This is a genomic window from Rasiella rasia (genome assembly GCF_011044175.1).
GTDB lineage: Bacteria > Bacteroidota > Bacteroidia > Flavobacteriales > Flavobacteriaceae > Marinirhabdus > Marinirhabdus rasia.
On the sequence record NZ_CP049057.1, the window covers coordinates 1537943 to 1559991 of the forward strand.

At 37.5% G+C, this 22049-nt stretch carries 25 protein-coding genes; 22 read left to right on the top strand and 3 right to left on the bottom strand.

The window, feature by feature from the left end; all coding sequences use genetic code 11:
* Window positions 1-3: 3 nt before the first annotated feature.
* From G5B37_RS06930 to G5B37_RS06995, 14 genes are all read left to right on the top strand, one after another.
* A complete protein-coding gene (locus G5B37_RS06930; RefSeq protein ID WP_126160965.1) occupies window positions 4-420 on the top strand; it encodes a Fur family transcriptional regulator in 417 nt (138 codons plus the stop codon).
* Between the two features lie 57 nt (window positions 421-477).
* On the top strand, window positions 478-834 hold the full coding sequence (locus tag G5B37_RS06935) for a SpoIIAA family protein (protein ID WP_164679327.1): 357 nt from the start codon (window positions 478-480) through the stop codon (window positions 832-834).
* On the top strand, window positions 835-2808 hold the full coding sequence (locus G5B37_RS06940; RefSeq protein WP_164679328.1) for a heavy metal translocating P-type ATPase: 1974 nt from the start codon (window positions 835-837) through the stop codon (window positions 2806-2808).
* 82 nt (window positions 2809-2890) lie between these two features.
* Window positions 2891-3376 (top strand): asparaginase domain-containing protein, encoded by a 486-nt coding sequence (locus tag G5B37_RS06945; protein WP_164679329.1) that lies wholly within the window; start codon window positions 2891-2893, stop codon window positions 3374-3376.
* Between the two features lie 8 nt (window positions 3377-3384).
* Window positions 3385-4302, top strand: coding sequence for a helix-turn-helix domain-containing protein (locus G5B37_RS06950; RefSeq protein ID WP_164679330.1), 918 nt, complete (start codon window positions 3385-3387; stop codon window positions 4300-4302).
* A gap of 272 nt (window positions 4303-4574) precedes the next feature.
* Entirely contained in the window at window positions 4575-5411 is an 837-nt protein-coding gene (locus tag G5B37_RS06955) for an RteC domain-containing protein (protein WP_164679331.1), read from the top strand.
* Window positions 5412-5734: 323 nt separating this feature from the next.
* Complete coding sequence (locus G5B37_RS06960; protein WP_041495894.1) at window positions 5735-6019, top strand: helix-turn-helix domain-containing protein; 285 nt, start codon at window positions 5735-5737, stop codon at window positions 6017-6019.
* A gap of 3 nt (window positions 6020-6022) precedes the next feature.
* Window positions 6023-6775, top strand: a complete 753-nt coding sequence (locus tag G5B37_RS06965; RefSeq protein WP_164679332.1) for a hypothetical protein — start codon at window positions 6023-6025, stop codon at window positions 6773-6775.
* Window positions 6759-7421 carry an ATPase gene (locus tag G5B37_RS06970; protein WP_164679333.1) on the top strand — a complete coding sequence of 221 codons (663 nt, stop codon included), beginning with the start codon at window positions 6759-6761 and terminating at the stop codon, window positions 7419-7421. Before G5B37_RS06965 ends, G5B37_RS06970 begins: the two co-directional genes overlap by 17 nt.
* Before the next feature lie 148 nt (window positions 7422-7569).
* The gene (locus G5B37_RS06975; RefSeq protein WP_164679334.1) at window positions 7570-8595 is read left to right on the top strand and encodes a helix-turn-helix domain-containing protein; all 1026 of its coding nucleotides are present in this window, start codon (window positions 7570-7572) and stop codon (window positions 8593-8595) included.
* 97 nt (window positions 8596-8692) lie between these two features.
* Entirely contained in the window at window positions 8693-9274 is a 582-nt protein-coding gene (locus tag G5B37_RS06980; protein ID WP_164679335.1) for a phosphatase PAP2 family protein, read from the top strand.
* A 5-nt stretch (window positions 9275-9279) separates the two neighbouring features.
* Window positions 9280-10032, top strand: coding sequence for a methyltransferase family protein (locus tag G5B37_RS06985; RefSeq protein ID WP_164679336.1), 753 nt, complete (start codon window positions 9280-9282; stop codon window positions 10030-10032).
* Window position 10033: 1 nt separating this feature from the next.
* The gene (locus tag G5B37_RS06990; RefSeq protein WP_164679337.1) at window positions 10034-10789 is read left to right on the top strand and encodes a COG4705 family protein; all 756 of its coding nucleotides are present in this window, start codon (window positions 10034-10036) and stop codon (window positions 10787-10789) included.
* A gap of 1 nt (window position 10790) precedes the next feature.
* Window positions 10791-11378, top strand: coding sequence for an HD domain-containing protein (locus G5B37_RS06995; protein ID WP_164679338.1), 588 nt, complete (start codon window positions 10791-10793; stop codon window positions 11376-11378).
* Between the two features lie 123 nt (window positions 11379-11501).
* On the opposite strand, the gene G5B37_RS07000 is transcribed toward G5B37_RS06995, so the two are convergent.
* Window positions 11502-12137: an N-acetylmuramoyl-L-alanine amidase family protein gene (locus tag G5B37_RS07000; RefSeq protein ID WP_164679339.1), complete on the bottom strand. Its 636-nt coding sequence runs from the start codon at window positions 12135-12137 to the stop codon at window positions 11502-11504.
* A 189-nt stretch (window positions 12138-12326) separates the two neighbouring features.
* On the opposite strand from G5B37_RS07000, the gene G5B37_RS07005 reads away from it, so the two are divergent.
* The 8 genes from G5B37_RS07005 to G5B37_RS07040 all read left to right on the top strand — a co-directional run bounded on the left by G5B37_RS07005 (window position 12327) and on the right by G5B37_RS07040 (window position 19476).
* A complete protein-coding gene (locus G5B37_RS07005) occupies window positions 12327-12614 on the top strand; it encodes a hypothetical protein (protein WP_099647829.1) in 288 nt (95 codons plus the stop codon).
* A gap of 271 nt (window positions 12615-12885) precedes the next feature.
* A complete protein-coding gene (locus G5B37_RS07010) occupies window positions 12886-15288 on the top strand; it encodes a TraG family conjugative transposon ATPase (protein ID WP_164679340.1) in 2403 nt (800 codons plus the stop codon).
* Between the two features lie 4 nt (window positions 15289-15292).
* A complete protein-coding gene (locus tag G5B37_RS07015) occupies window positions 15293-15880 on the top strand; it encodes a conjugal transfer protein (RefSeq protein ID WP_164679341.1) in 588 nt (195 codons plus the stop codon).
* Between the two features lie 2 nt (window positions 15881-15882).
* Window positions 15883-16725 (top strand): hypothetical protein, encoded by an 843-nt coding sequence (locus G5B37_RS07020; protein WP_067030851.1) that lies wholly within the window; start codon window positions 15883-15885, stop codon window positions 16723-16725.
* An 11-nt stretch (window positions 16726-16736) separates the two neighbouring features.
* Window positions 16737-17351, top strand: a complete 615-nt coding sequence (locus G5B37_RS07025; protein ID WP_164679342.1) for a conjugal transfer protein TraK — start codon at window positions 16737-16739, stop codon at window positions 17349-17351.
* Window positions 17341-18270, top strand: a complete 930-nt coding sequence (gene traM, locus G5B37_RS07030; RefSeq protein ID WP_164680898.1) for a conjugative transposon protein TraM — start codon at window positions 17341-17343, stop codon at window positions 18268-18270. Before G5B37_RS07025 ends, traM begins: the two co-directional genes overlap by 11 nt.
* Window positions 18267-19097, top strand: a complete 831-nt coding sequence (locus tag G5B37_RS07035) for a DUF4138 domain-containing protein (protein WP_164679343.1) — start codon at window positions 18267-18269, stop codon at window positions 19095-19097. Before traM ends, G5B37_RS07035 begins: the two co-directional genes overlap by 4 nt.
* A 7-nt stretch (window positions 19098-19104) precedes the next feature.
* The gene (locus G5B37_RS07040; protein WP_164679344.1) at window positions 19105-19476 is read left to right on the top strand and encodes a hypothetical protein; all 372 of its coding nucleotides are present in this window, start codon (window positions 19105-19107) and stop codon (window positions 19474-19476) included.
* A gap of 6 nt (window positions 19477-19482) precedes the next feature.
* Here the strand turns inward: G5B37_RS07040 and G5B37_RS07045 are convergent, their stop codons facing one another.
* A complete protein-coding gene (locus G5B37_RS07045; protein ID WP_164679345.1) occupies window positions 19483-20559 on the bottom strand; it encodes a DUF4238 domain-containing protein in 1077 nt (358 codons plus the stop codon).
* Between the two features lie 8 nt (window positions 20560-20567).
* Entirely contained in the window at window positions 20568-21938 is a 1371-nt protein-coding gene (locus tag G5B37_RS07050; protein ID WP_164679346.1) for an RNA-binding domain-containing protein, read from the bottom strand.
* Window positions 21939-22049 lie beyond the last annotated feature (111 nt).

Sequence of the window (22049 nt, forward strand, 5' to 3'; positions counted from 1 at the left end):
ATAATGAAAGAAATAGAAAAAACATTGGAAAACAAAAGTGTGCGTCCTACGGCAATGCGCATTTTGATTTATAAGTATATGGCCGAGAAAGAAATTGCAGTTGCATTAACGGACATTGAGAACGCTTTCGCGAAAGCGGACAGAACTACACTCTATCGAACCTTAAAAACTTTTGAAGAAAAAGGAATCGTGCACCAAATAGACGATGGCACTAATATTTCAAAATATGCGCTTTGTGAACCTGGGTGCAATTGTGAGATTGAACAGGATTTACACCTGCATTTTCATTGCAACAACTGCGATGAAACCGTATGTCTCACAGAACATAAGATTCCGCAGGTTAATCTACCCGATGGGTATGTGGCTGAGGATGCAAACTTGGTCATAAAAGGAATTTGCGAAAAGTGTAGTGGGCAATAAATGCACTTCCGTTGCACGGTTTAAACCTGTACTTTGAACGCTGAAAAATAACAAGTTATGATACAATTTATAGAAACAAAAAAAGAAAACCTTATTGCCGCAAAGCTTTCGGGCAAATTGAACGAAGAAAATTTAAAGACCATTCACAAACAAATCCATAGAATCATCGACAAGGGTCACAAAGTGGACTTTTATTTTGAAATGGAAGATTTTGAAGGCTATACTCTAAAAGGTTTTTGGGAAGACATAAAAACAGATGCCGCACATATCGATGACTATGGAAAAATGGCGTTTGTCGGCGAAAAGAAATGGCAAGAATGGGCTGCGAAAGCCACCGATTTCTTCACAAGCTCGGAAGTAAAATACTTCGATTTAAAAGATAAAGAACAAGCAAAAATTTGGATAGCAGAATAGATGAAAAAGAAAAAAGTAAATTTACGCGACATAGACCCTAAAGAACATAAAGGCGAGCACAGCCACGATGACGGACACAATCACAGCAGTCCGGAAGAATTGTCCAACTTCAGAACTTATTTGCCTGCCATTTTCAGCTTTGTGATGCTGATAGTCGGCATTGCCATTGATTATTTTGATGCCTTTCCCTTTTTTAAAGGTTGGATTCGCGTTGTCTGGTATACAGTAGCTTATATTCCTGTAGGATTTCCTGTTATACGGGAAGGATGGAACAGTATTTTAAAAGGCGACTTCTTCACGGAATTTTTCTTAATGTCCATTGCCACTTTGGGGGCATTTGCCATAGGCGAATATCCCGAAGGTGTGGCCGTAATGCTCTTTTATGCTGTGGGCGAGCTGTTTCAAAACGCAGCTGTAAACCGAGCCAAAAGAAACATTAAAGCACTACTCGACGTGCGCCCTAACGAAGCATTGGTCTATCGTGATAATGATTTTGTCTCTGTCAATCCTGAAACCGTCGAGATTGGCGAGAAAATTCAGGTTCGGGTGGGTGAAAAAGTACCACTTGATGGTATTCTACTTTCAGAGAAAGGGTCGTTCAACACAGCTGCTTTAACAGGCGAAAGCAAGCCAGATACCATTGCGAAAGGCGAAAAGGTTTTTGCGGGAAGCATCAATCTCGATGGTGTCATCGAAGTTGAAACCACCAAAGAATTTAAGGACAGTTCCATTGCCCGTATTCTGGATATGGTGGAAAATGCTACTGCCCGCAAATCAAAGACTGAATTGTTCATCAGAAAGTTTGCACGGATTTACACACCTATCGTGGTATTTCTTGCTATCGGTTTAACGTTTTTGCCTTACTTTTTTGTGGACGATTATGTATTTAGGGATTGGCTTTATCGTGCGTTGATTTTCTTGGTTATTTCCTGTCCCTGTGCTTTGGTTATATCAATTCCATTAGGATATTTCGGCGGATTGGGTGCAGCATCCCGCAACGGTATTTTGTTCAAGGGCGCATCCTTTTTGGATGCAATGACCAAAGTTAATACCGTGGTAATGGATAAAACGGGAACTGTTACCAAAGGGGTCTTTAAGATTAAGGAAGTGGTCAATAAATCCGCTTTCGCAGAAGCGGAATTTATGCAATACCTGATGGCTATGGAAGAACAATCCACCCATCCCATTGCAAAAGCAATTCTGGAATACAAAGCTGACGGTGCTGATTTGGAAGCAACCGAAGTTTCCGAAGTCGCCGGAAAGGGCTTAAAAGGAACGGTCAATGGAAGAACCGTTTTTGTCGGCAACAAAGCACTGATGACCTCGAATAGTATAGAAGTACCCTCTGAAACCGATAGCATTGTAGAATCCATAGTAATGGTTGCCATTGATGGAAAGTTTGCAGGCTATGTGACCATTGCCGATGAGCTGAAGGAAGATGCCCACCAAGCCATTAAGCAAATACGTGAGGCTGGTATTTCAAAAATCATAATGCTTTCGGGCGATAAGGATTCCATTACCCAGCAAGTAGCAAAAGAACTGAACATAGATTGGGCAAAAGGTGGTTTATTGCCGGAAGATAAGTTAAACGAGGTCGAAGAACTCAAAAAACAACCTGAAACGAAAGTGGCATTCATAGGCGATGGTATCAACGATGCGCCTGTATTGGCAGCAAGTGGTGTGGGTATCGCAATGGGTGGTTTGGGTAGTGATGTTGCCATTGAGACGGCAGATGTTATCATCCAAACCGACCAACCAAGCAAAATTGCCAGGGCAATTAAAATTGGGCGTTCTACCCGAAGCATCGTTTGGCAAAATATTGGCTTGGCATTTGGGGTGAAAGTAATTGTGCTTATCCTTGGTGCAGGTGGATTAGCTACAATGTGGGAAGCAGTGTTTGCCGATGTGGGTGTGGCGCTTTTGGCTATATTAAATGCGGTTCGGTTGCAGAAGATGAAGTGGAAAGATTCTTAAACAAACTGTGACTTAACAAGTTCAACAAGAGTTGAGTATAAATTATTACCACTATATTTATAGGTCCAAACGAAGACCTATTATGATACATATATTCACAACAGGTGGCACCATAGAGGGTTTAGATTATGTTGATGACAACGGAATAACAAAATCCAATGTTACCATCGAGGATTTTTTTAAAGGTGCAAATGTTGATTTTAAATATACCATCGAGGGCGTCTTTAAAAAAGATAGTCGGGCAATAAATGAAAATGATAGAAATCTGTTAGTTAGCAAGATTGCCGAATCTAATGCAACTAAAATTTTAATAACACACGGTACTTTCACGATGGAAGATACCGCAAAATATATAGGAAGACTCAATCTGAAAAAAACCATTGTTCTGGTTGGGTCTTTCATTTTAGGTTCATCTGAGAACACGGATGCACCATTTAATTTAGGATATGCAATCAGCTCGCTACAGCTTCTAAAACCGGATGTTTATATTGCTATGAACGGACAAATTTTTCTTTGGAACAATGTTTCAAAAAATTTAGAAACCAACAAATTTGAGCGCAATGAGTAGGAATATAAATGTTTGGGACATCAATACATTGGACAACGTTCTTCTATCTTTTAATAGATACGGTCATTGTATTGCTTACCCTTTATTTTTCGAGAAAAAAAACTCGCAGTAGCCTAAGACGGTTTCTCTATCTTGGCTTTTTATTTATTGCCTATAATGCCACTGGTGGGTTTCTACCCGTAGAAGATTTTCCCGGACCTTTTATACTTCAATATATAATTACTTACGGTGTTGCCATTACGCTTTGTGTTTACATTGTTTACTACCTGTATAAAGAGTATGATATTGTTGTGTTGAAGTTTAACTCGTCCATTAGAAATCTTGCAATACTGGCAAGTGTCAGTTTTATAGTTTTATTCTTGATTCCCTATTTTCTAACAGATTCGCTGAAATCGGCACGTTTTCTTTTTACCATTCCGATATCGATTTTAGCCTTTATTTTTTTATTCATTTTCTACCGTAGAATCTCGAATCCCAGCAATCCAAATGCCTTTATACTAAGGCGAAATAAGTTGTCGATGGTTAGTGTGGCAAGCATAGCCTTATTACCCATTTGTACGGTAATAGGCGATTACCAATGGATAACTTTTACCGTAATGAACTTGGCTTTTTTTGCGATAACCGCTATTGAAGCAGATAGGTATTTGTACTTTATAGAAAACAATAATCGAATGTATGAGGTATTCGCCTTAAAGAAAAAACAACGGGATGAATCGGTAGAGCGCAAAATCATTTATGAAGATTTGACACGAAGGGAAATCGAGGTCGCCTTGTCAATTCTGAGTAATTTGAGCTATAAAAATATAGCCAAAGATTTGTTCATTGCTGAAAGTACGGTATCAAAACACGCATCCAATATCTTTAAAAAGACCGGTGTGAAGAATAGGCGCGAGTTTTTAAAGCGATTCAGGAAGAAAAGTAAGTAAATTCAATTCTTTGCAGAACCCACTATATACAATGTCTCACAAATAATCCGTAGAAAAATACGGACTATTCCGTAATTATATACGGTGCGTTTTCCTTGTAAAATCACAAGGTAAAGTTACTTTAGATAGAGTTCCCTAAAATACATCAATGAACCACAAATTTTATGAAGCGTGACTTTCATTTATACCATTTTGCAGGACTATGACATCATCTAACCAACCTTATCAACTAAATCCCATTACTATGGTTTCAATATTAAAAGTACCTGCTTATGGACTCACAATTATTATCAAAAAAGTTATTAGAGGATCTGGATGAAATAAGAGTTCAAAACGAAAATATTTTAGACTGTGCGGTACGTTCTATAAAAGCCTGCCGCAAATTATTGAGCTTCTACAAAAATGAAATTCTCAATAAAGAATTTAAATCCATCAAAGAAGAAATAAAATTCTTTAAAGAAACAAAACAGGTGCCTCTAATACGGCTCATATACTTTTCAGAAATCCATTCGTTTGAAGTTCAATTTCCCAAAGGCAATAAAGATTGCCAGTTAAAGTTCATTAAAAGGAAAATTAACAAATTAAATCGCTTCTTTCTCTATAACATAGATTTTGGTCGATACGTCAATTCTGGTGCTACGCATTTTGACAAGGAATATTACACAAGGGATTATCTCGAAACCTTTCATATTACAACATCCAAATTCTACTTTCAAGACCCTGAATTTTGCACACCAAGAGATATGCTTTTGGGCAAATACAAGGCGTATGATTATTTAGTGACCTATTTTGATGAAAAGAAAGATAGGGTTCGTAACGGATTAAACGGAAAACACAATAGCATCAAACCAATGGAAAAAATTGATTGGCCATTTTCTAACACAGATTATGTGGAACTGCTCTATGCACTATGTTCAAAAGGATTGGGAAAACAAAACAATCAAGGCATTATGCAGGTTTCAAAAAAGTTGGAACAACTATTTAATATTGAACCAAAGGACATCTACAAAACCTTTCAGGACATCAAAAACAGGAAAAAAAGCCGAACGCTATTTCTTGATGAACTAAGCACATCGCTTCTTTCTGAAATGGATAAAAGCGAGGAATGAACCCATAATTTTCTCTATTAATATTACGTTTCAAATTGTTAAAAAAAGACCGTAGTACGGTTGACCTACGGTAATCGAGTTCCGCATCAATTTACCATAAATTTTAGAGTGATTTGATAGCATCATTTCATAAAAATTATCTCAAAACACTATAAAACATAACAAATTTCAAGATGTTAAATTTTAACCGTAGTACGGTCGTACTGGGGAATAAAATCCAATAAACCTATTCAAATTTGTAGAACGAAAGTCAAATCAAGTCAGGGGCTATCAATTAAAAATTTTAAATCATCGATAGCCCTTTTCTTTAAAACCGTTCTATTATGCCGACAAGTATTATTACCACAGACGATCTTCGGGAATTCAAAATGGAATTGCTCGATGACATCAAAAAACTACTTACCAGACAAGCCAGCGGGAAACTAAAGAAGTACCTCAAATCTTCTGAGGTTATGGATTTACTTCAAGTCAGTCCAGGCACACTTCAAAATCTTCGCATCAATGGCACCTTGCCTTATACCAAAGTAGGTGGGATTATCTATTATGATACAGAGGAAATACAAAAAGTGATGGATGCCAACCGTGTGCATCACGGTCTAAATTCTTAAGCGATGAACTATATAAAGCTACTTAATGCGGCTTTTGAAAAGTTCTATTTTGATGACCGCTTAAACCCTACCCATATCAGTTTGTATATGGCGCTGTTCCAAGAATGGAACAGCTCTCGGTTTATGGATGAATTCTACGTGAACCGTAGGGAACTGATGCGCGTTGCCAAGATTGGTTCAAAATCTACGTACCATAGGTGTATTGTCGATTTGGATGCTTGGCTGTACCTATCCTACTTTCCTTCCAACAATCCATACAAAGGCAGCAAAATCAAGATGGCCATTATTGGGACAAGTGATGAACGGGTTACGGGACAGTACAATCCCATTTTAGAACAGCTTGCGGAACAGTACCATCCCAGAGGTGTACCGCTTGAGGGACACCACCATCCCAAAAACGGACAGGTTGTGTACCAACACCGTCCCATAGATGGACAAGCATTGGTATCTAATACAAACAATATCAAACAAGAAAACAATATAAAACAGCCAAAGGGCAGGCAGGCCGTTATTTTATTTTTTGAAGAAAAAGATTTTGATGCTGATGAAGCAAAAAAATTCTACGAGCATTATGCCGACCGGGAATGGAAAACAAGCGACGGAAAACCGATACGGGATTGGCGCTCATTGGCCACAAACTGGATGGATAGAACCGAACTTTTTGAAGAAGAAAACAAACCAAACAAAAAACAAGCGTCCCTAATCAAGGACAACTTGCGAACCACTAAAAACAAAGACTATGGACAACCCCTCTAAAATTACCGAAGGTGGTGTGGAATATTCGTTGGGAAAATTCGATGGTAAAAGCGTTCTCTACGACTTCCCGAAAATTCTGATTTACCTGAATGCCAAGGGCAAACTGTTGTTCGGAAAGAAATTCAGGATTTATGATGAGGACAAAGATATTTTACTAACGCTCTGTTCATATTTCATCAAGGACAAGGAAAATTGCGAAACCTACGGCATCGACGTGGATAAAGGCATCTTGCTTTCTGGACCGGTAGGTTGTGGAAAGACCTGTTTAATGAAATTGCTACGGCATTTAGTACCCTTGCAACGACCTTACGAAATGATTCCCTGTCGGAATGTCACATTTAGTTTCAATCATCTTGGCTTTAAAACGGTTGAGGAATATGGCAACACCAAATTTTATTGTTTTGATGATTTGGGTGTCGAACCCGCTGGAAGATTCTACGGTAAAGATTTGAACGTTATGGGCGAAGTACTATTATCCCGATACGAGCTCTATCTTGACACGAAACGTAAAATTAAGACCCACGCCACTACCAATCTAAACGCTGAAGAATTGGAAGAACGCTATGGCAACCGAGTCCGTAGCCGGATGCGGGAACTCTTTAATTTGATTGCCTTTGATAAAGGGGCTGGGGATAAAAGAAAGTAATCTGCCAATGAGAAACTTACACTGAACAAAATCCCATATCTAATAATTTACCGTTTTTTTCGTTGACTTATGTAATTGACGCAAAGCAATACGGAACGGCAACCGTAGTCGCAAATTTTAATATCTTGCCAAATAATTATTTTTTTTAATGCTAAAAACACTACAAATAATTGCCTTAATACAAGGTGTTTTTGTCCTTACGGTATTGTTTATCAATCGTAAAGAATACAAGAAAACTACGTTTTGGTTGCTCTTTGGAAGTTTGATTTCAGTGCTACTGTATGTGGCAGGCGATGATGATAATAACCTATTTGTTCAAGATGCAGACTGGTTTCTGTTCGATAGTTCACTATTTGTAACATTCCTATTCCTGTTTTTCCGATACTATAAAAATGGGAAAGAAAAATTCGCCAAGCTTGATTACCTTTTCTTTTTGCCTAATATCATTTATTTCTTTATTGAAGCGCTTGAAATATGGATGGTTGAAGAAAATTCAATTGTTGAAATATTTGAAAGCATTATAGAGTTAACATTTGTGGCGTATTTGGCTTTGATAATATATTCAATCCTGACTACCAGAACGAAACATTGGATAATCTATTTTGCGATTCCGATAGCATTGATATTTGCTTTGTCATCTTTAGATGAATTACTGAATGTTTTTATTAAAGTTGAATTACCTTTTCTTAATGACAAGAATTTCAACACTTATCTTCTATTGGTCGTTGCCTTTTTGTTTTATTTTATAGCGTTCAAATTGTTAAGTAAGGGTAAAGATGTCCTACCAAATGTTGAAATTAGCAAATACAAAAATTCCAACCTTAATCCAAAACTAATTGAACAATACAAAGCGGACTTAGTTCGCTCAATGGAAACGGATAAATTGTATCTCAATAACAAATTATCAATTGTCGATGTTTCAGATAAACTAAATATTCCACGCCAATATATTTCGGAAGTATTGAATGAACATATGAATGTAAGTTTTCAAGATTTCGTGAATGAATATCGTGTAGAAGAATTCGTAAATCGACTTAAAAACGACCAGAATAATCATTTTACACTTCTTGGTATTGCTACGGATGTTGGATTTAATTCCAAGTCCTCATTTAACGCAACCTTCAAGAAACATAAGGGTTTAACACCTACTCAATTCAAAAATAGTCTTTCCTAAATTTACCTATTTTGTGCAGATTAATTGTTCTGCACTACTCTGTTAAAATTTACATCAAATCTCGTGCGTTCTTTGGATAACAATTCAGATTACGCAGATGAAAAAAGCATTTTTAAAAAAAGCGTTTTTACTCTTTTTTAGCTTATTCTTTAGCCTTGTAACATTTCAAATACAAGCTCAAGATACGAGCGAAACAAAGCCCGAAATTGGTACAACCCAAAAAATTGGTGATGTCGTCTTATTTGCATTGCCTGCCGCAACTTTAGGAACAAGTTTTATAATTGGTGATAAAAAAGGGGCTTGGCAGTTTACTAAAGGCCTTCTGCTTACCGTAGGCGTAACCTATGGCCTAAAATATTCCATCAACAAACAGCGACCGGATATGAGCAATGATAACGCTTTTCCATCCGGACATACTTCAACGGTTTTTCATAGCGCAGGATATGTGCATAGACGTTACGGGTTTAAATATGCCATACCATCTTATGCATTAGCAGGCTTTACAGCTGCAAGCCGTATCGATAGTAACAAACACGATATACTCGATGTAATTGCAGGTGCTGCAATCGGTCTTGGAAGCAATTTATTATTCACTACAGAGTATCAACAAGAGCATATGGAATTGACCTATTCAAATTTTGAGGGCAATCATATGGTAGGTTTCAAATTTAAATTTTAACAAAAATGGCATTACAAGAAGAATTAAAAACACAGGGCGATTTTCTATTTAAAAACAGAAGTTATCTGCCTTTAATTATTTTAGGAATTGGACTATCGGTATACATCTACACCGAATATTATGAGATTGAAACACCTGAAACCTGGTTGTCCGAAAGTTTCGAGTATATCTGTCTTGGCGTAAGCTTGCTCGGTCTTGCAATCAGAATTTTTACCGTTGGGCATACACCTAAAAATACATCGGGAAGAAATACAAAAGGTGGACAATTGGCCGATGAGTTGAATACCACAGGGATCTATTCAGTAGTGAGGCATCCATTATATCTCGGAAACTTCTTTATGTGGCTCGGTGTTGCAATGCTTACTGAAAATGCTTGGTTTACAGTTGCTTTTATTTTCTTCTATGCTTTTTATTATGAGCGTATAATGTATGCCGAAGAAAATTTTCTACGGAATAAATTCGGGCAAACGTATTTAGATTGGGCAGAGAATGTTCCAGCATTTATTCCATCTCTCAAAAATTATACAAAACCGAAATACGCTTTTAGTATTAAAAAAGTACTCAAAAAGGAAAAGAATGGGCTTTGCGCAATATTTCTACTTTTTTGGATTTTCGATTTGGTGGGCGATTTGGTTGAAAAAGAACCTTTTGAATTTGAAACTGAGTTTTGGTTTTATGGTGCAATTATCACAACCTTGATTTATCTGATTTTGAAAGTATTGAAAAAACGAAAATTGTTAGACGAAACAAACCGCTAAAATGAAAAAGGCAAAAGTTATCTCAGAGGGTTTAAACAAAGTCGCAAAGATTACATTGCTCTTTTGGATAATGAAAATTATCGCAACTACATTGGGCGAAACATTGGGCGACCTTTTGGCACATACGCTACAATTAGGATATGCGATTGGTCTTGCCATTACCGCTGTATTTTTTCTGTTGGTGTTAGCAATACAATTAATGGCTAAAAAGTACATTCCATTGTTATTTTGGTTGGTCATTGTCGGCACCACAACCGTAGGTACTGAAATATCGGATTTTATGGATAGGACATTGCATTTAGGCTACCTCGCAGGATCATTGATTTTGATAACACTATTGATAAACACCCTTTGGATATGGAAAAGCACCATTGGAAAAATTGAAGTGTATCCCATTTTCAATAAAAAAGTGGAACTGTTTTATTGGATTGCAATTTTATTCTCTAACAGCTTGGGCACAGCCTTTGGCGATTTTTTAAGTGATAATGTAGGCTTGAGTTATTTGCAAGGTGCATTGGTAACCGCAGGTGTTATTGTAATTGTTGTTTTGTTGCATTACACCACCAAAATAAGCCATATCATTTTGTTTTGGATTGCGTTTATTTTCACGAGGCCATTCGGCGCAACATTTGGCGATTTGCTTACAAAGACGACGGCTGAAGGCGGTATGGACTTGGGAACAATTCCCGCAACGGCAGTGAGTGTTGCACTATTGGGCATATTGATTTTTTACAGTCATAAAAAGAAGTTGGTATAGAATGAACACTGAATTAATTATTAAGACAGAAAAACACTGCAAAAAACTTTTAAAAAGCGGAAGGTGTCGCTCTTTACAATTCCATAACTATCGGCATACAGCAGAAGTCGCTCATAATGCAAATTTCCTTGCACAAAAATCGAACCTGACAGACGTGGAAAGAGAAATGGTAGTGATAGCCGCTTATTTTCACGATGTCGGCAACATCGAAATAACAATAGGTCACGAAAAGTTAAGTTGTACAATTGCAAGAGAATTTTTGCAAAAACAGAATTTTCCAAAAGAGAAAATCAAGATAGTGGAAAATACTATCCTTTCAACGGAAATGGGAAGAGAGCCAACAAATCTATTAGAAAAAATATTGAACGACGCAGATTTAAGCCATTTAGGAATGACCACTTTTTCAGAGAGAAATCGATTGCTGCGTAAAGAATGGGAAACTTTTCTGGATATGACATTCACAGATGATGAATGGATAAAATTGAATGTAAAATTTTTGAATGAACACCATTTTTATACAGAAGCAGCAAAAACTGCATTTGAAAATCAAAAAAAACAGAATCTAATTTTATTACAAGAAGCCCTCTAAACCTTAATTGTTTATCTGCCCTTTTTCAACATACCTTTGACTGCGGACCTTAATTCCACAAACAATATTTTGAATATATCTGTCATTGAAATGAAAACTTCTTTGAACAACTGTTTCATAACTTCATTTTTTAAATTGTAAAACAATAAGAATTGATAACGCCATCGCAAGTATATTATCTTTCTCTCTTATATGTAGTCCTTCATCTTTATTACTCAAAAACCCCAATTCCAAAAGTATAGAGGGACAATTATCAATAGTTTCCCGAAGCACTTGGAATTTGGCAAACTTTACACCTCTACTTTCATATCCCAATTCTTTATTGAGTGCAGCTTGCATTTGAAAAGCAAGCCAAGCAGCATCATCAGAATATTTGGATGTTGCAACTGCCACATAAACTTCAATCCCTCGTGCATTTGGATTATCCGAATGATTACAATGCAGCGACACAAACAAATCTGCTTTCAATGATTTAGCCAACTTCGTCCTATCCGATAAAGAAATGAGCGTATCGGTGTACCTGGTTAAGTAAATTTCCAAAGGTTTATCTAACTCATCATTCAACTTCAAAATGGCATTTGCAATATTAAGTACCACATCCTTTTCTTGGATGCCATTTATCCCTATCGCACCAGAATCTTTTCCACCGTGGCCAACATCAATTATTATTCTTTTTTGAGCATCTGGTTCTTGTCCGAAAATGAGGCACATTTTCAAAAGTAAAATCACAAAACTGACGTTTTTGAGCACTTTTTTCATTTTCAATTTTCGGGTTATCAACAACTTCACTTCAAAATTTCATAGAATTTGATGCCAAATAATAGCAACGGAATTCAAACAAAACCAAATATTATTTTATTCACAAATATTTGATTTTCAGTTATTTATATTCAAATATATGTAAATTTCCCATAACGAAAACAACACAAAAATTTAAACTGTTACGTTATGAAAAAATCACTCTATTTAGCATCCTTTTTTTCGCTCTTATCCACTTCGCTATTTGCTCAAATTGGTGGCATTGAAGATTCCGTTAACGATGTGGGCGATACTATAAGAACTGTATTTCCCATTTTACTCGGTGTCATTTTCCTTGTTGGTTTCCTCTTTAATGCAGGACATTTCTTTGGCGAAAATGCAGACCTAAAAAAAGGGATTACCCGAGTTCTCGTCTTTGTTTTGATTGCCGGTGCAGTAGTCGGCATCTTCACTTACCTCATAGGAATAGTTGTGTAAATGAAACGGTTTGAGGTCTATAAAAACATCAGGAAACGGGCGGTTATTTTTGGGCTGCCCATTTCTCTGTTTGCCTTACTGATGGTTTCCATTTTGGCTTCGTTGCTCATCATCATATTCTCTTTCAGCTTTGGGATAATTATAGGCGTACTGGTTTTTAACGCTGCGCTCTATGTGGCATTGACAAGAATAACCTACAACCCTCAGCTATTTCAAACTTCCAATGCATTCCCTAAAATAATCAGCAACAAAAGAAATTCAGGTTTTAATTATGAACAAGATTAACCTTTCTAAATATCAACCCATTGCAGATATTCAGGACAATATCGTGTTTGCCAATAATGGCAATGTCGTTCTGTGCTATGAAGGGAATCTACCTGAAATTTATTCGTTGTCCGAAAAGGATTTTGAGGATATGCACGGTGCCTGGTTTCAGGCTCTGAAATCTCTGCCTGTTGGGACTGTGGTTCACAAACAGGATATCTATTTGAAGAAATCCTATTCTTCGGAACAACTTCCAAATACAACCTTTCTGGAAAAAGTAACGCACGAGCATTTTAAAGGTCGTGGCCACATAGAACATAAATGCTATTTGTTCTTCATCCTGACCAAAAACAAAGCACTTAATAATTCAAAATATTTCAATCCGTTCCGGAAGGTTTCCAAGGGAATTGTGCAAGAACTCAATGACAACGTTAAGAGCTTTGTCAATTCAGTAAGTGATTCTGTTTCCTTCATCAACAACAGTCGAAAAATGGAATTTATTTCGCTTAAAGCGAAAGAGATTCAGCAACTCACGAATGGCTATTTCAATGGTTTCAACGAAGGCTTTGATACCGACATCATCTTAGATAAAAAAAGCGTCAATATAGGCGAAAACCATTTTGATGCCCTGGCCATCAATAGCGAACTGTGCTTTGGCGAAAGTGTACAGAGTAGCAAGACCAATGAGAAATTCACATCTGACGATTTTGTGTTTCATCAAGGGTTTATTGATGGCTTAGGGCTTACGCTTAACGAGAACCATATTGTCAACCAAATACTATATCTCGATGACAAACAGAAGTGGCGTAAGCTTCTGGATAAGAAAATTGAAGAACTGAATAAAAGTTCCAATTTCGGGTCGCAGAACAAAGTGGTACTGGGTAAAATTCAGCACATCCTGGACCAAATTAATGCCGATGATAATGCCAGAATCATTCGTGGTCATCTCAATATTGTGTATTGGTCTAAAGATGCCAATGCGCTCGATAAGATTACCTCAAAAATCAAAACCGAGTTCAAGGAACTGGATATCATCCCCTACTATCCAAGAGGCGAAGAACGAAAAAACTATATCCTAAATAGTTACTGCTGTTTTTCATCCAATTTCTCGAATAACGATTTATATGTTACCGATTTAAAGCACGCCCTGTGCCTGTTCATAAATAACACGAACTACAAGTCCGATGCTACTGGCATCATCTTCAACGACCGTGAGCATAACATTCCCGTGCTGAAGGATGTTTGGGACGAGCGCAAGAAGCGCATCAAAGCTCGGAACTTCGCCATCTTTGCACCAACAGGTGAAGGCAAATCCTTTTTGGCCAATAATATATTGCGCCAATACTTTGAAAGTGGCGTTCGTCTGGTCATTATCGATTTGGGTGGTTCTTACACTAAGTTTGCCAAACTCTACCCAGAAAAGTATACCGTATTGCGGTATGAAAGCGGAAAGAATCTTGGAATCAACCCATTCTACATAAGTAATACAAATGACCTGACACCCGAACGTTTGGAAGACTTATCAGTTTTCCTATTTGAGCTGTTCGCATCTGATTTGAAAGTGACAAAAGCGCAATCGGTGTCGGTCAAAAAGATACTGCGCCATTATTATGACAGCACTTCAGAAAACCACTCTTTGGATGGTTTTTACAGCTTTATAGAAAGGAATCAGAAAGAGCTTCTGAGCACCTTAAAAATCCATCCCGACTACTTCAATGTTACAAGCTTTTTACACGTAATGTCAGAATATGTCGGCGATGGTCTATACAGTTTTCTATTTGAAGTGAGTGAAGACCAGACCTATAAAATCGAGGACAAGCGATTGATTGTTTTTGAACTGGATGAAGTGAAGGACAATAAGGAAATCCTGTCCGTAATGCTGAAATTGATAAAGTCAGCAATCCAAAGAACGATTTGGAAGAACCGAGCTGAAAAAGGCATCATCCTTTTCGATGAATTTGCCAAGCAACTGAAGTTTGATAACGTACTGGAAAGTGTCGAGTTCTACTATCAGGCCATCAGAAAACAGAACGGTGCGATTGGTATTATTCTACAATCCATCAATCAGCTGCCAAACAATTCTACTTCTGCAAGCATCCTTGAAAACACACAGGTCATCTACAGCTTGAACAACGAAAAAGGCTATGACGAATTGGTCAAAAGGCTCAACCTATCCAGTCACGACCTAAATCAGTTAAAATCCATCAAGAACAACCTTACCGGACGGCGCAAATACACCGAAATGTTTATCAAAATAGGTAGGGAAAGCAACATTTTCCGTCTTGAAGTTCCGAAAGAAGTGTATGCCGCCTACTTAACGGATGGCAAAGAAAACGAAGAAATAATGAAGTTCTACAACGAGCATCAGGATATGCAAAAAGCAATAATTCAATTCACATCTAAAACATAAAATTATGAAGACAAAAATTAAAACATTGTCATTCGGGCTAATCTTAGTGGTTGCCCTTTTAATGCCGAAAGATGCTTCCGCTCAAGGAATGCCGGTTTATGACAACACCAACTTTATCAGCTTGGTAAAGCAACTTTTGGAATCGGGTAAACAGACGGCAGAAATGATCAAGTCCGTAAAGTTCTTGAAGGATGCCAAAGAAGCTATTGAAAAAGTATCGAGCGTTGTCCAACAGCTTAGGGCGGTTGAGGAAATCGCACAGAACAATCAGCGCCTTATCAATGTAATGCAGAATGACCTTCAGGATATTCTGAATTCGCCCTACATCAAACCCGAAGAAATTGATAGGGTTGTAGCCTCTTTTGAAACCATTGTACAAAATTCATTGGACACGGTGGATTTTATAGACGAAGTCCTATCAAGTGATTATCTAAAAATGAGCGATGCCGAACGTGCCGAAATATTGAAAGCAAAAGAACTGGAATCTAAACAAATGGTTTCCAACATCACTACGAAGACAAAACGCTATCGTGATATTATTTCCTTCAGAAAAATGCAGGATAAAGTCAATAACCGCGAAACAGAATATTAACAATGACAGCGACCATCATTTTAGGGATTGGGTTGGAATACATTGATACGGTTTTCCAGACCATACAGGCCAGCGACTTTTCGCAATATACTATTGCCGGAATGAAAACGCTCGCTGTCCTATTCTTTTTGGTAAACATCCTTAAAAAATACAACGAAGGTATTGCAGACAAGGACGGCTACACTTGGGGATTGAGTCCGGGCGAACTGGCCAAGAATTTTGCCATTGTCCTATTGGTCATATTTTCAACGCAGGTGTTAGGATTCTTTGATGGGATATTGGTGGCCATCGAGGGACAATATAGGGGCACGGCACCTGCGTTACTTCCATTGCAAATGCAGGATATTCCATTAGAGGAAGATGTAAGCCTCTTTGATGCCGCAAGTTCCGCAATGACGCTTTTGTATGAGGCATTGGTAACACCACTATATGGTTTCAAAATATTGGCTTTTATCCTAAGTACCATCCTCTGGATATTGGATTTGTTCATCTATCCGTTATTCTTGGCAGAGCGTTTTTTCCTTTTGGGGATAATGCAAGCGTTCTTCCCGTTGGTCATTAGTTTAGCGGTTTTTGAAAAGTTCCGTTCGCTCGCCTATACTTTCTTTAAACTCTATGCTGCCGTTTATATGCTCGTGCCGGCATTTTTCTTGGTCAATGTGTTTATCAATGCTATTTATACTGAAATCAACACCAATTTCTGGGTCAACCTGTTTGGAACAGATACAGGTCAAGGCTTTTTTGCACCTGTCGTTCAATTGGGCTCTGTTGGCTTTATCGTCTTCCTGAAATTCAAATTGTACAGACGTGCCACATCCTTTACGCTCAGACTCTTTACCAACTAATTCAATTCAAAATGAAAACACCCTACAAAAATATCTATAACGTCCTAAAATTAAATCGGTTTATCGTTTTGGCAGTCGTCGTCTGTGCGTTGCTGTCCAGCACCTTTTCAGTTTGGATGGTATTCAACAACAATCAAAAGGCGCTCAATAGTGCTTTTGCGATAAATACCGATGGTAGTATTATTCCGCTGAAGCTCGTTACCCAAAAAGAGAATTTCAGGGTGGAAGCTTTGGCACATCTGGAATTGTTCCACAACTACTTCTACAACATCGATGCGAGCAATTATGAACGGAATTTGGAAAAGGCGCTTTGGTTGGGCAATAGTTCTGTGGATAATCTGTACCGTCAGAAAAAAGCGGATGGCGTTTATAACAGATTGCTTCAATATTCATTGGTGCAAAAGGTATTGAGTATTGATTCAAAAATTTCAGAAAGCAACGGTACGTACAGTTTCACTACCAAGACCATTTTTGAAATAAATAGAGGTTCTATCATCGACACCTACGAATTGGTTTCCACCGGAAACCTAATTATGGTGGACCGAAACTTTCCCAACAATCCGCACGGATTGTTGATTACAAACTATTTCGAGAACACTTTAAAAAAACTGAATGATGAAAGTTGAGAAAAATAAAATAGTATTTGCAGCGGTATTGGCCGTGATTTTCATATTCCTCATTTCCTATTCCGTAATGGTAATGGGTGATGATGACAGCGAGAACGAAAGCCTACAACAGACTTTAGTCCCTGATTTGGAAGAAAACCAGAAGGAATACGAGTCCAAGCTCGATGCAATTAACGACCTCAAAGAAGTGCGTGAAACCAACGCGCCCAGTATCTATGATGAAAAGCTAATTGATTCCCTGGGCTTTTACGACCCAGATTTACCGGAACGTGAAAAAGAACGCATTGTTGACAGTATCTATGATGCTGGCAAGATTAAGTATTCCGAAAAGCGGTATCAAAATTTGAGGCAAAGGCGAGCTGTTCAAAAAACAGTACCAAATGTGGATTCAGCCGAAGTTAAAAGAGAACAAAAAATTGAAGCTAAGGAACTTGGTTTGGAACATCAACTGTTCTTTGCTGCCGATCCTAAGCCCAATGAAGTTTCAATTATCGGCAATACAGACGAAACGATTTATGTAGTCGTGGATGGCGACCAAATTGTTCAGGCAAATACCCGATTACGGATGCGCCTTACCAAAGCTGCTACAATAAATGGCAAACTGATGCCAAAGAACACACCGATTTTTGGGTTTATCAGCTTTCAGCCCAATCGTGCATTGATTGAGATTGAAAACATAAAGCACCATCCCACTAAACTCAAAGCATTCGATTTACAAGACGGTAGCGAGGGCATCTATGTTGAGAACAACTTTAGGGAAGAAGCTACGAGAGAGGTGCTCGATGATGTTATTGGTGATATAAATATCCCGAGTGTCCCACAAGTTGGCGGACTTACACAAGTATTCAGGCGCTCTAACCGAAGGGTAAAAGTAACCGTACTGAACAATTACAGATTAATTCTAAAACCCAAGTTATGAAAGTGACAATTTCCATATTAACCGTATTTATTTTCGCTTTCGCGAAAGCGCAAACAACTATAAAATTAGATACCATATATGCCAACGATACCAAGAATGTTGCACTATTCTTCCCAGAACCTATTCGGCAAGGCATAACTGGTTCAGATAATTTTGTCTTTACCTACAATCGTGAAAAAGAACAGTATTTTGGCTTGTTACAAGCCAAGCCTGGAAAGGAAAGTAATTTACTGGTAGTCAACCGAAATGGCTCAATTTTTTCGTATATTGTAAGGTATAAAAAACAGCTTTCTAAGCTCAATTATTTCATTCCGGCATCCAATAGTATCGGGAATGAAAAGCCGATTGTAACTGATTCAATTCCTGCTGAATCCTCTGAAGAACGTGTAGATAACAGAACCTATTATTACCAAAAATTCTGCTCGTATCTGCTCAATAGAAAACAGCGTATAGGTCGAATCAAAAAGCGAAATGAAGGCATTGTTTTGAGTGTTGAGAATATCGTTTTTGATAAAGAAGAGCTCTATTTCGTTATCCAAATTGAGAATAATTCTACCTTGGATTACGATTTGAATTTCCTGAACCTTTCGATTGAAACGCGACAAAAAGGAAAAAGAAAATCGTTACAACGTCTGTATCAAGAGCCGATTTACAAACATAATCTGCCTTCAAAAATTGTAGAAGGTCAAACGGTACGGTTCGTTTATATTTTGCCCAAGTTTTCATTATCCAATGACCGCAGGGCAGTTTTAGAACTGAATGAAAAGGATGGCGAACGGAATATTGAAATGAAACTATCGCACAGATATATTAATAACCCAAATTAAAGTCATTATGAAAAATTTTATAATTTTCACACTCGTGCTACTATTTTTTTCGTGCGCCGATTCTAAAACTAAAGTTTCAGGACCAAGTGCCACAGCCCAAGTTGTTATCGAAAGTTTCTATGAAAAGGATGAAGAAACCTTAAAAGCCAACTCTACACCACAGGCGTATTCTAACTATATGAATACCATAAATATGTTCAACGCTACGCCAAAAGATGATTCCAATTTTGCTGTTTTGCAGGACACGATTATGGGCGACGTGGCTTGGGTAAAATATACCACAGCTTATGACAAAACGCCTGGTATTTTCAAACTGGTCAAGCAGGATGGAAAGTGGTTGGCAGATGCGAGAGGTTCAAAGGATAAATCGCCTTTTTGATTTCCTCTAAATTACTTTGGTCTTCTTAAGGTAACTTTTATCCATTTTCATCCATTCGACAATTTCATTATTACGATATGAATTCATACCTATATTATCTTTTCCATTTCGAGCAGCATCGGTCAGTTTAAGAAATGTAAATTCAGGATTATGTAAATGCTCAATGTAATATGAAAGTAATAATTTCTTATCTGGGTTTGCTTTATCTAATACGTCATCATTAATATGTTTATCTAACTTGTGCCAAGAGGCTTCATCAGTTAAGTTCTTGATGTATTGAGTTTTCTTTTCTGATGAAAAATAGATTGTCTCTTCTGCCGATATTGCTTGCAAAAGATTAAGGTTATGAATATCATAATCATCGGTTAGAGACAACAAACCCTCATTTTCAAAATTTACTCTATACGCCCATTTATCATAATAAATTAAATATAACTTCGGCGAAATTGGGAAGAAAATTATCAATCCGGTACTCAATAGACCACCATTATTAGGGAATCTTTTTCGGGATAATTGGATAGGATTAAATTGCACAAATGGATTATCCGAAATTATAAATTCTGTTGCTGTTTCATTTTTTATCAAGCCTAAACTCAAATCGGCGGTTATGACCCAATTATCCATATTATAGGCTAAGTTAAATGCAGCTGGTTCTGGATGTGATACTCTACATTTTGAAAAATCTATTTTGCTTAAAGTTTTATCAAATTGAGCAATTTTCTGAATACCAGAATTTATTTTTTCTTCTGTATTTGCCACGGATGCTTTTGTTCTAAAAGCATACATCATCACAAAATGAAGTAAAAAGGAATAATCCTTCGTTCCTACTTTTGGAAGGGTATTGTAATTTTTAATCTGATTGATAACCTTGGAAGCCGTATTTTCACTATGTGCTAAATAATCCTCGAAAACTGCATCTTCCCCGTAAAAGTATTTTTGTTGAGCCTGAGATTTGATTGGGGCATTTTTAACAAATTTACCCGTACCTTTTTGATGTAGATGGATTGATTTTGAGTTCGTTGCAACTGCGAAGTTTCTTAGTAAGAATTGGGATATGTAATGCTGTCTTTTTTTATTGGCCACTTCTGTCTTTAGTTTTTGTCTTCTATCCTAACTTCCCAATAACCCCTTGTTCCGCCTTGACGCTCTATATATCCAGCATCCTTTAAGTTGTTTAGATGCTTCTGAATTGCGGATTCATTTATATGTAGGACTTCTGCTATTCCTGAACGGCTTATGCGGTTATTTTCGGCAATCAATTTCAGTACTTGCTTTTGCCTAAGAGTTAATTCTGAAATAGCATCTATGGTTTTTTCGATTTGACCACCTATTTGACCACCTTTTAGACCACCCATTACACCACCTATTTGACCACCTTCTTCAAGAGTAGTTTCTTTAACCATAAACTTCATTCTGAGAAAGTTATCGGAAAAACCAAAACTCTCTTTGCCATAATGCTCCAAAATACGAGGGATGCCAGAACCTAACTGTTCCACCAGTTCCAAATCCTTAAAAATTCGCATCAGTTCTTTGTTCCGTGGGACTGAAAAACCTTCAAAAAATTCTTGTTTACTCAAACCTTCAGGCAAACCGCCAGCCGACGTGATTTCGATTCTATCCGTAAAGATTTCAAACTTTGGGGTAATCTCATTGGTATAGTCATTATGCACAAAGGCATTGATTATTGCCTCACGCAAAGCGATGGGATGCCAAAGGTTGGCTTGTTGTCGCTCTTTGGCTGTGATTTTCGTCGCGGTTCTGTTCTCGACCGCAATTTTATCTATCACTTGTTTAGTAGCCTTTACTAAACATTCGTGGCCATATTCATTGCTTTCTATTAAGTCAGTACGGGTCTTGCCTGAATATTTGGCAACTTTTATAGAGGTATTGTTTTTGTCGGCCAATAAATAGCCGGCGTAATTGAATGCGCCATCTTCAGTAAGCAGTTCCAGATTTTTCGCAAAGGCAGTACCAAGAGTGTAGCCAGCTTCCTCATAGTAGATTTTCAACTGGCTAAAGCTTAAATCTTGTCGCCCTGCTTTAATCTTACTGATGGAATTTCGAGTACGTTTAGCAAACAGCTCGTCTATCATCTTTTGCGGCATCGGTTCAGCTGCTGAGCCCAAACGTATAAAACAGCCCTTTTCGCTCATCCCATATTTTTTGAGATGATAGGGTTTTTCAGGACCGCTGGCTACAATAATTTTTAGGATGTCATTACCATCTCTTTCCTCGCTCACTATGTCAAATAAACCCAAAGCAGAAGGACGGATATTGTTCTTAAGCCTATCCTTAATCTTCAACTGGTCGTTATCTGCATCTGCCAAACCGTAGGTATTTCCGTCTTTATCAACACCAATGTATAGAATACCACCTTCACGGTAGTTCAGAAATGCAATAACCTCTTTTTCAAGACCATCGGACAATTCTCGTTTGTATTCTATGCGGTTTGTTTCTGGCATTCTTTAATTAAAATCGAACAGTAAAGATATTGAAATTAAATTGTGGGAATTGGTTTGAACAACCATAAAAAGAATACACCAATTCAAAATGCAGGAAAATGTTTGTTAAAT

Bases quoted from the DNA above. Each gene is read 5' to 3' on its own strand.
- G5B37_RS06930 (WP_126160965.1), top strand. From the start codon at position 4: ATGAAAGAAATAGAAAAAACATTGGAAAACAAAAGTGTGCGTCCTACG.
- G5B37_RS06935 (WP_164679327.1), top strand. From the start codon at position 478: ATGATACAATTTATAGAAACAAAAAAAGAAAACCTTATTGCCGCAAAG.
- G5B37_RS06940 (WP_164679328.1), top strand. From the start codon at position 835: ATGAAAAAGAAAAAAGTAAATTTACGCGACATAGACCCTAAAGAACAT.
- G5B37_RS06945 (WP_164679329.1), top strand. From the start codon at position 2,891: ATGATACATATATTCACAACAGGTGGCACCATAGAGGGTTTAGATTAT.
- G5B37_RS06950 (WP_164679330.1), top strand. From the start codon at position 3,385: ATGTTTGGGACATCAATACATTGGACAACGTTCTTCTATCTTTTAATA.
- G5B37_RS06955 (WP_164679331.1), top strand. From the start codon at position 4,575: ATGGACTCACAATTATTATCAAAAAAGTTATTAGAGGATCTGGATGAA.
- G5B37_RS06960 (WP_041495894.1), top strand. From the start codon at position 5,735: ATGCCGACAAGTATTATTACCACAGACGATCTTCGGGAATTCAAAATG.
- G5B37_RS06965 (WP_164679332.1), top strand. From the start codon at position 6,023: ATGAACTATATAAAGCTACTTAATGCGGCTTTTGAAAAGTTCTATTTT.
- G5B37_RS06970 (WP_164679333.1), top strand. From the start codon at position 6,759: ATGGACAACCCCTCTAAAATTACCGAAGGTGGTGTGGAATATTCGTTG.
- G5B37_RS06975 (WP_164679334.1), top strand. From the start codon at position 7,570: ATGCTAAAAACACTACAAATAATTGCCTTAATACAAGGTGTTTTTGTC.
- G5B37_RS06980 (WP_164679335.1), top strand. From the start codon at position 8,693: ATGAAAAAAGCATTTTTAAAAAAAGCGTTTTTACTCTTTTTTAGCTTA.
- G5B37_RS06985 (WP_164679336.1), top strand. From the start codon at position 9,280: ATGGCATTACAAGAAGAATTAAAAACACAGGGCGATTTTCTATTTAAA.
- G5B37_RS06990 (WP_164679337.1), top strand. From the start codon at position 10,034: ATGAAAAAGGCAAAAGTTATCTCAGAGGGTTTAAACAAAGTCGCAAAG.
- G5B37_RS06995 (WP_164679338.1), top strand. From the start codon at position 10,791: ATGAACACTGAATTAATTATTAAGACAGAAAAACACTGCAAAAAACTT.
- G5B37_RS07000 (WP_164679339.1), bottom strand. From the start codon at position 12,137: ATGAAAAAAGTGCTCAAAAACGTCAGTTTTGTGATTTTACTTTTGAAA.
- G5B37_RS07005 (WP_099647829.1), top strand. From the start codon at position 12,327: ATGAAAAAATCACTCTATTTAGCATCCTTTTTTTCGCTCTTATCCACT.
- G5B37_RS07010 (WP_164679340.1), top strand. From the start codon at position 12,886: ATGAACAAGATTAACCTTTCTAAATATCAACCCATTGCAGATATTCAG.
- G5B37_RS07015 (WP_164679341.1), top strand. From the start codon at position 15,293: ATGAAGACAAAAATTAAAACATTGTCATTCGGGCTAATCTTAGTGGTT.
- G5B37_RS07020 (WP_067030851.1), top strand. From the start codon at position 15,883: ATGACAGCGACCATCATTTTAGGGATTGGGTTGGAATACATTGATACG.
- G5B37_RS07025 (WP_164679342.1), top strand. From the start codon at position 16,737: ATGAAAACACCCTACAAAAATATCTATAACGTCCTAAAATTAAATCGG.
- traM (WP_164680898.1), top strand. From the start codon at position 17,341: ATGAAAGTTGAGAAAAATAAAATAGTATTTGCAGCGGTATTGGCCGTG.
- G5B37_RS07035 (WP_164679343.1), top strand. From the start codon at position 18,267: ATGAAAGTGACAATTTCCATATTAACCGTATTTATTTTCGCTTTCGCG.
- G5B37_RS07040 (WP_164679344.1), top strand. From the start codon at position 19,105: ATGAAAAATTTTATAATTTTCACACTCGTGCTACTATTTTTTTCGTGC.
- G5B37_RS07050 (WP_164679346.1), bottom strand. From the start codon at position 21,938: ATGCCAGAAACAAACCGCATAGAATACAAACGAGAATTGTCCGATGGT.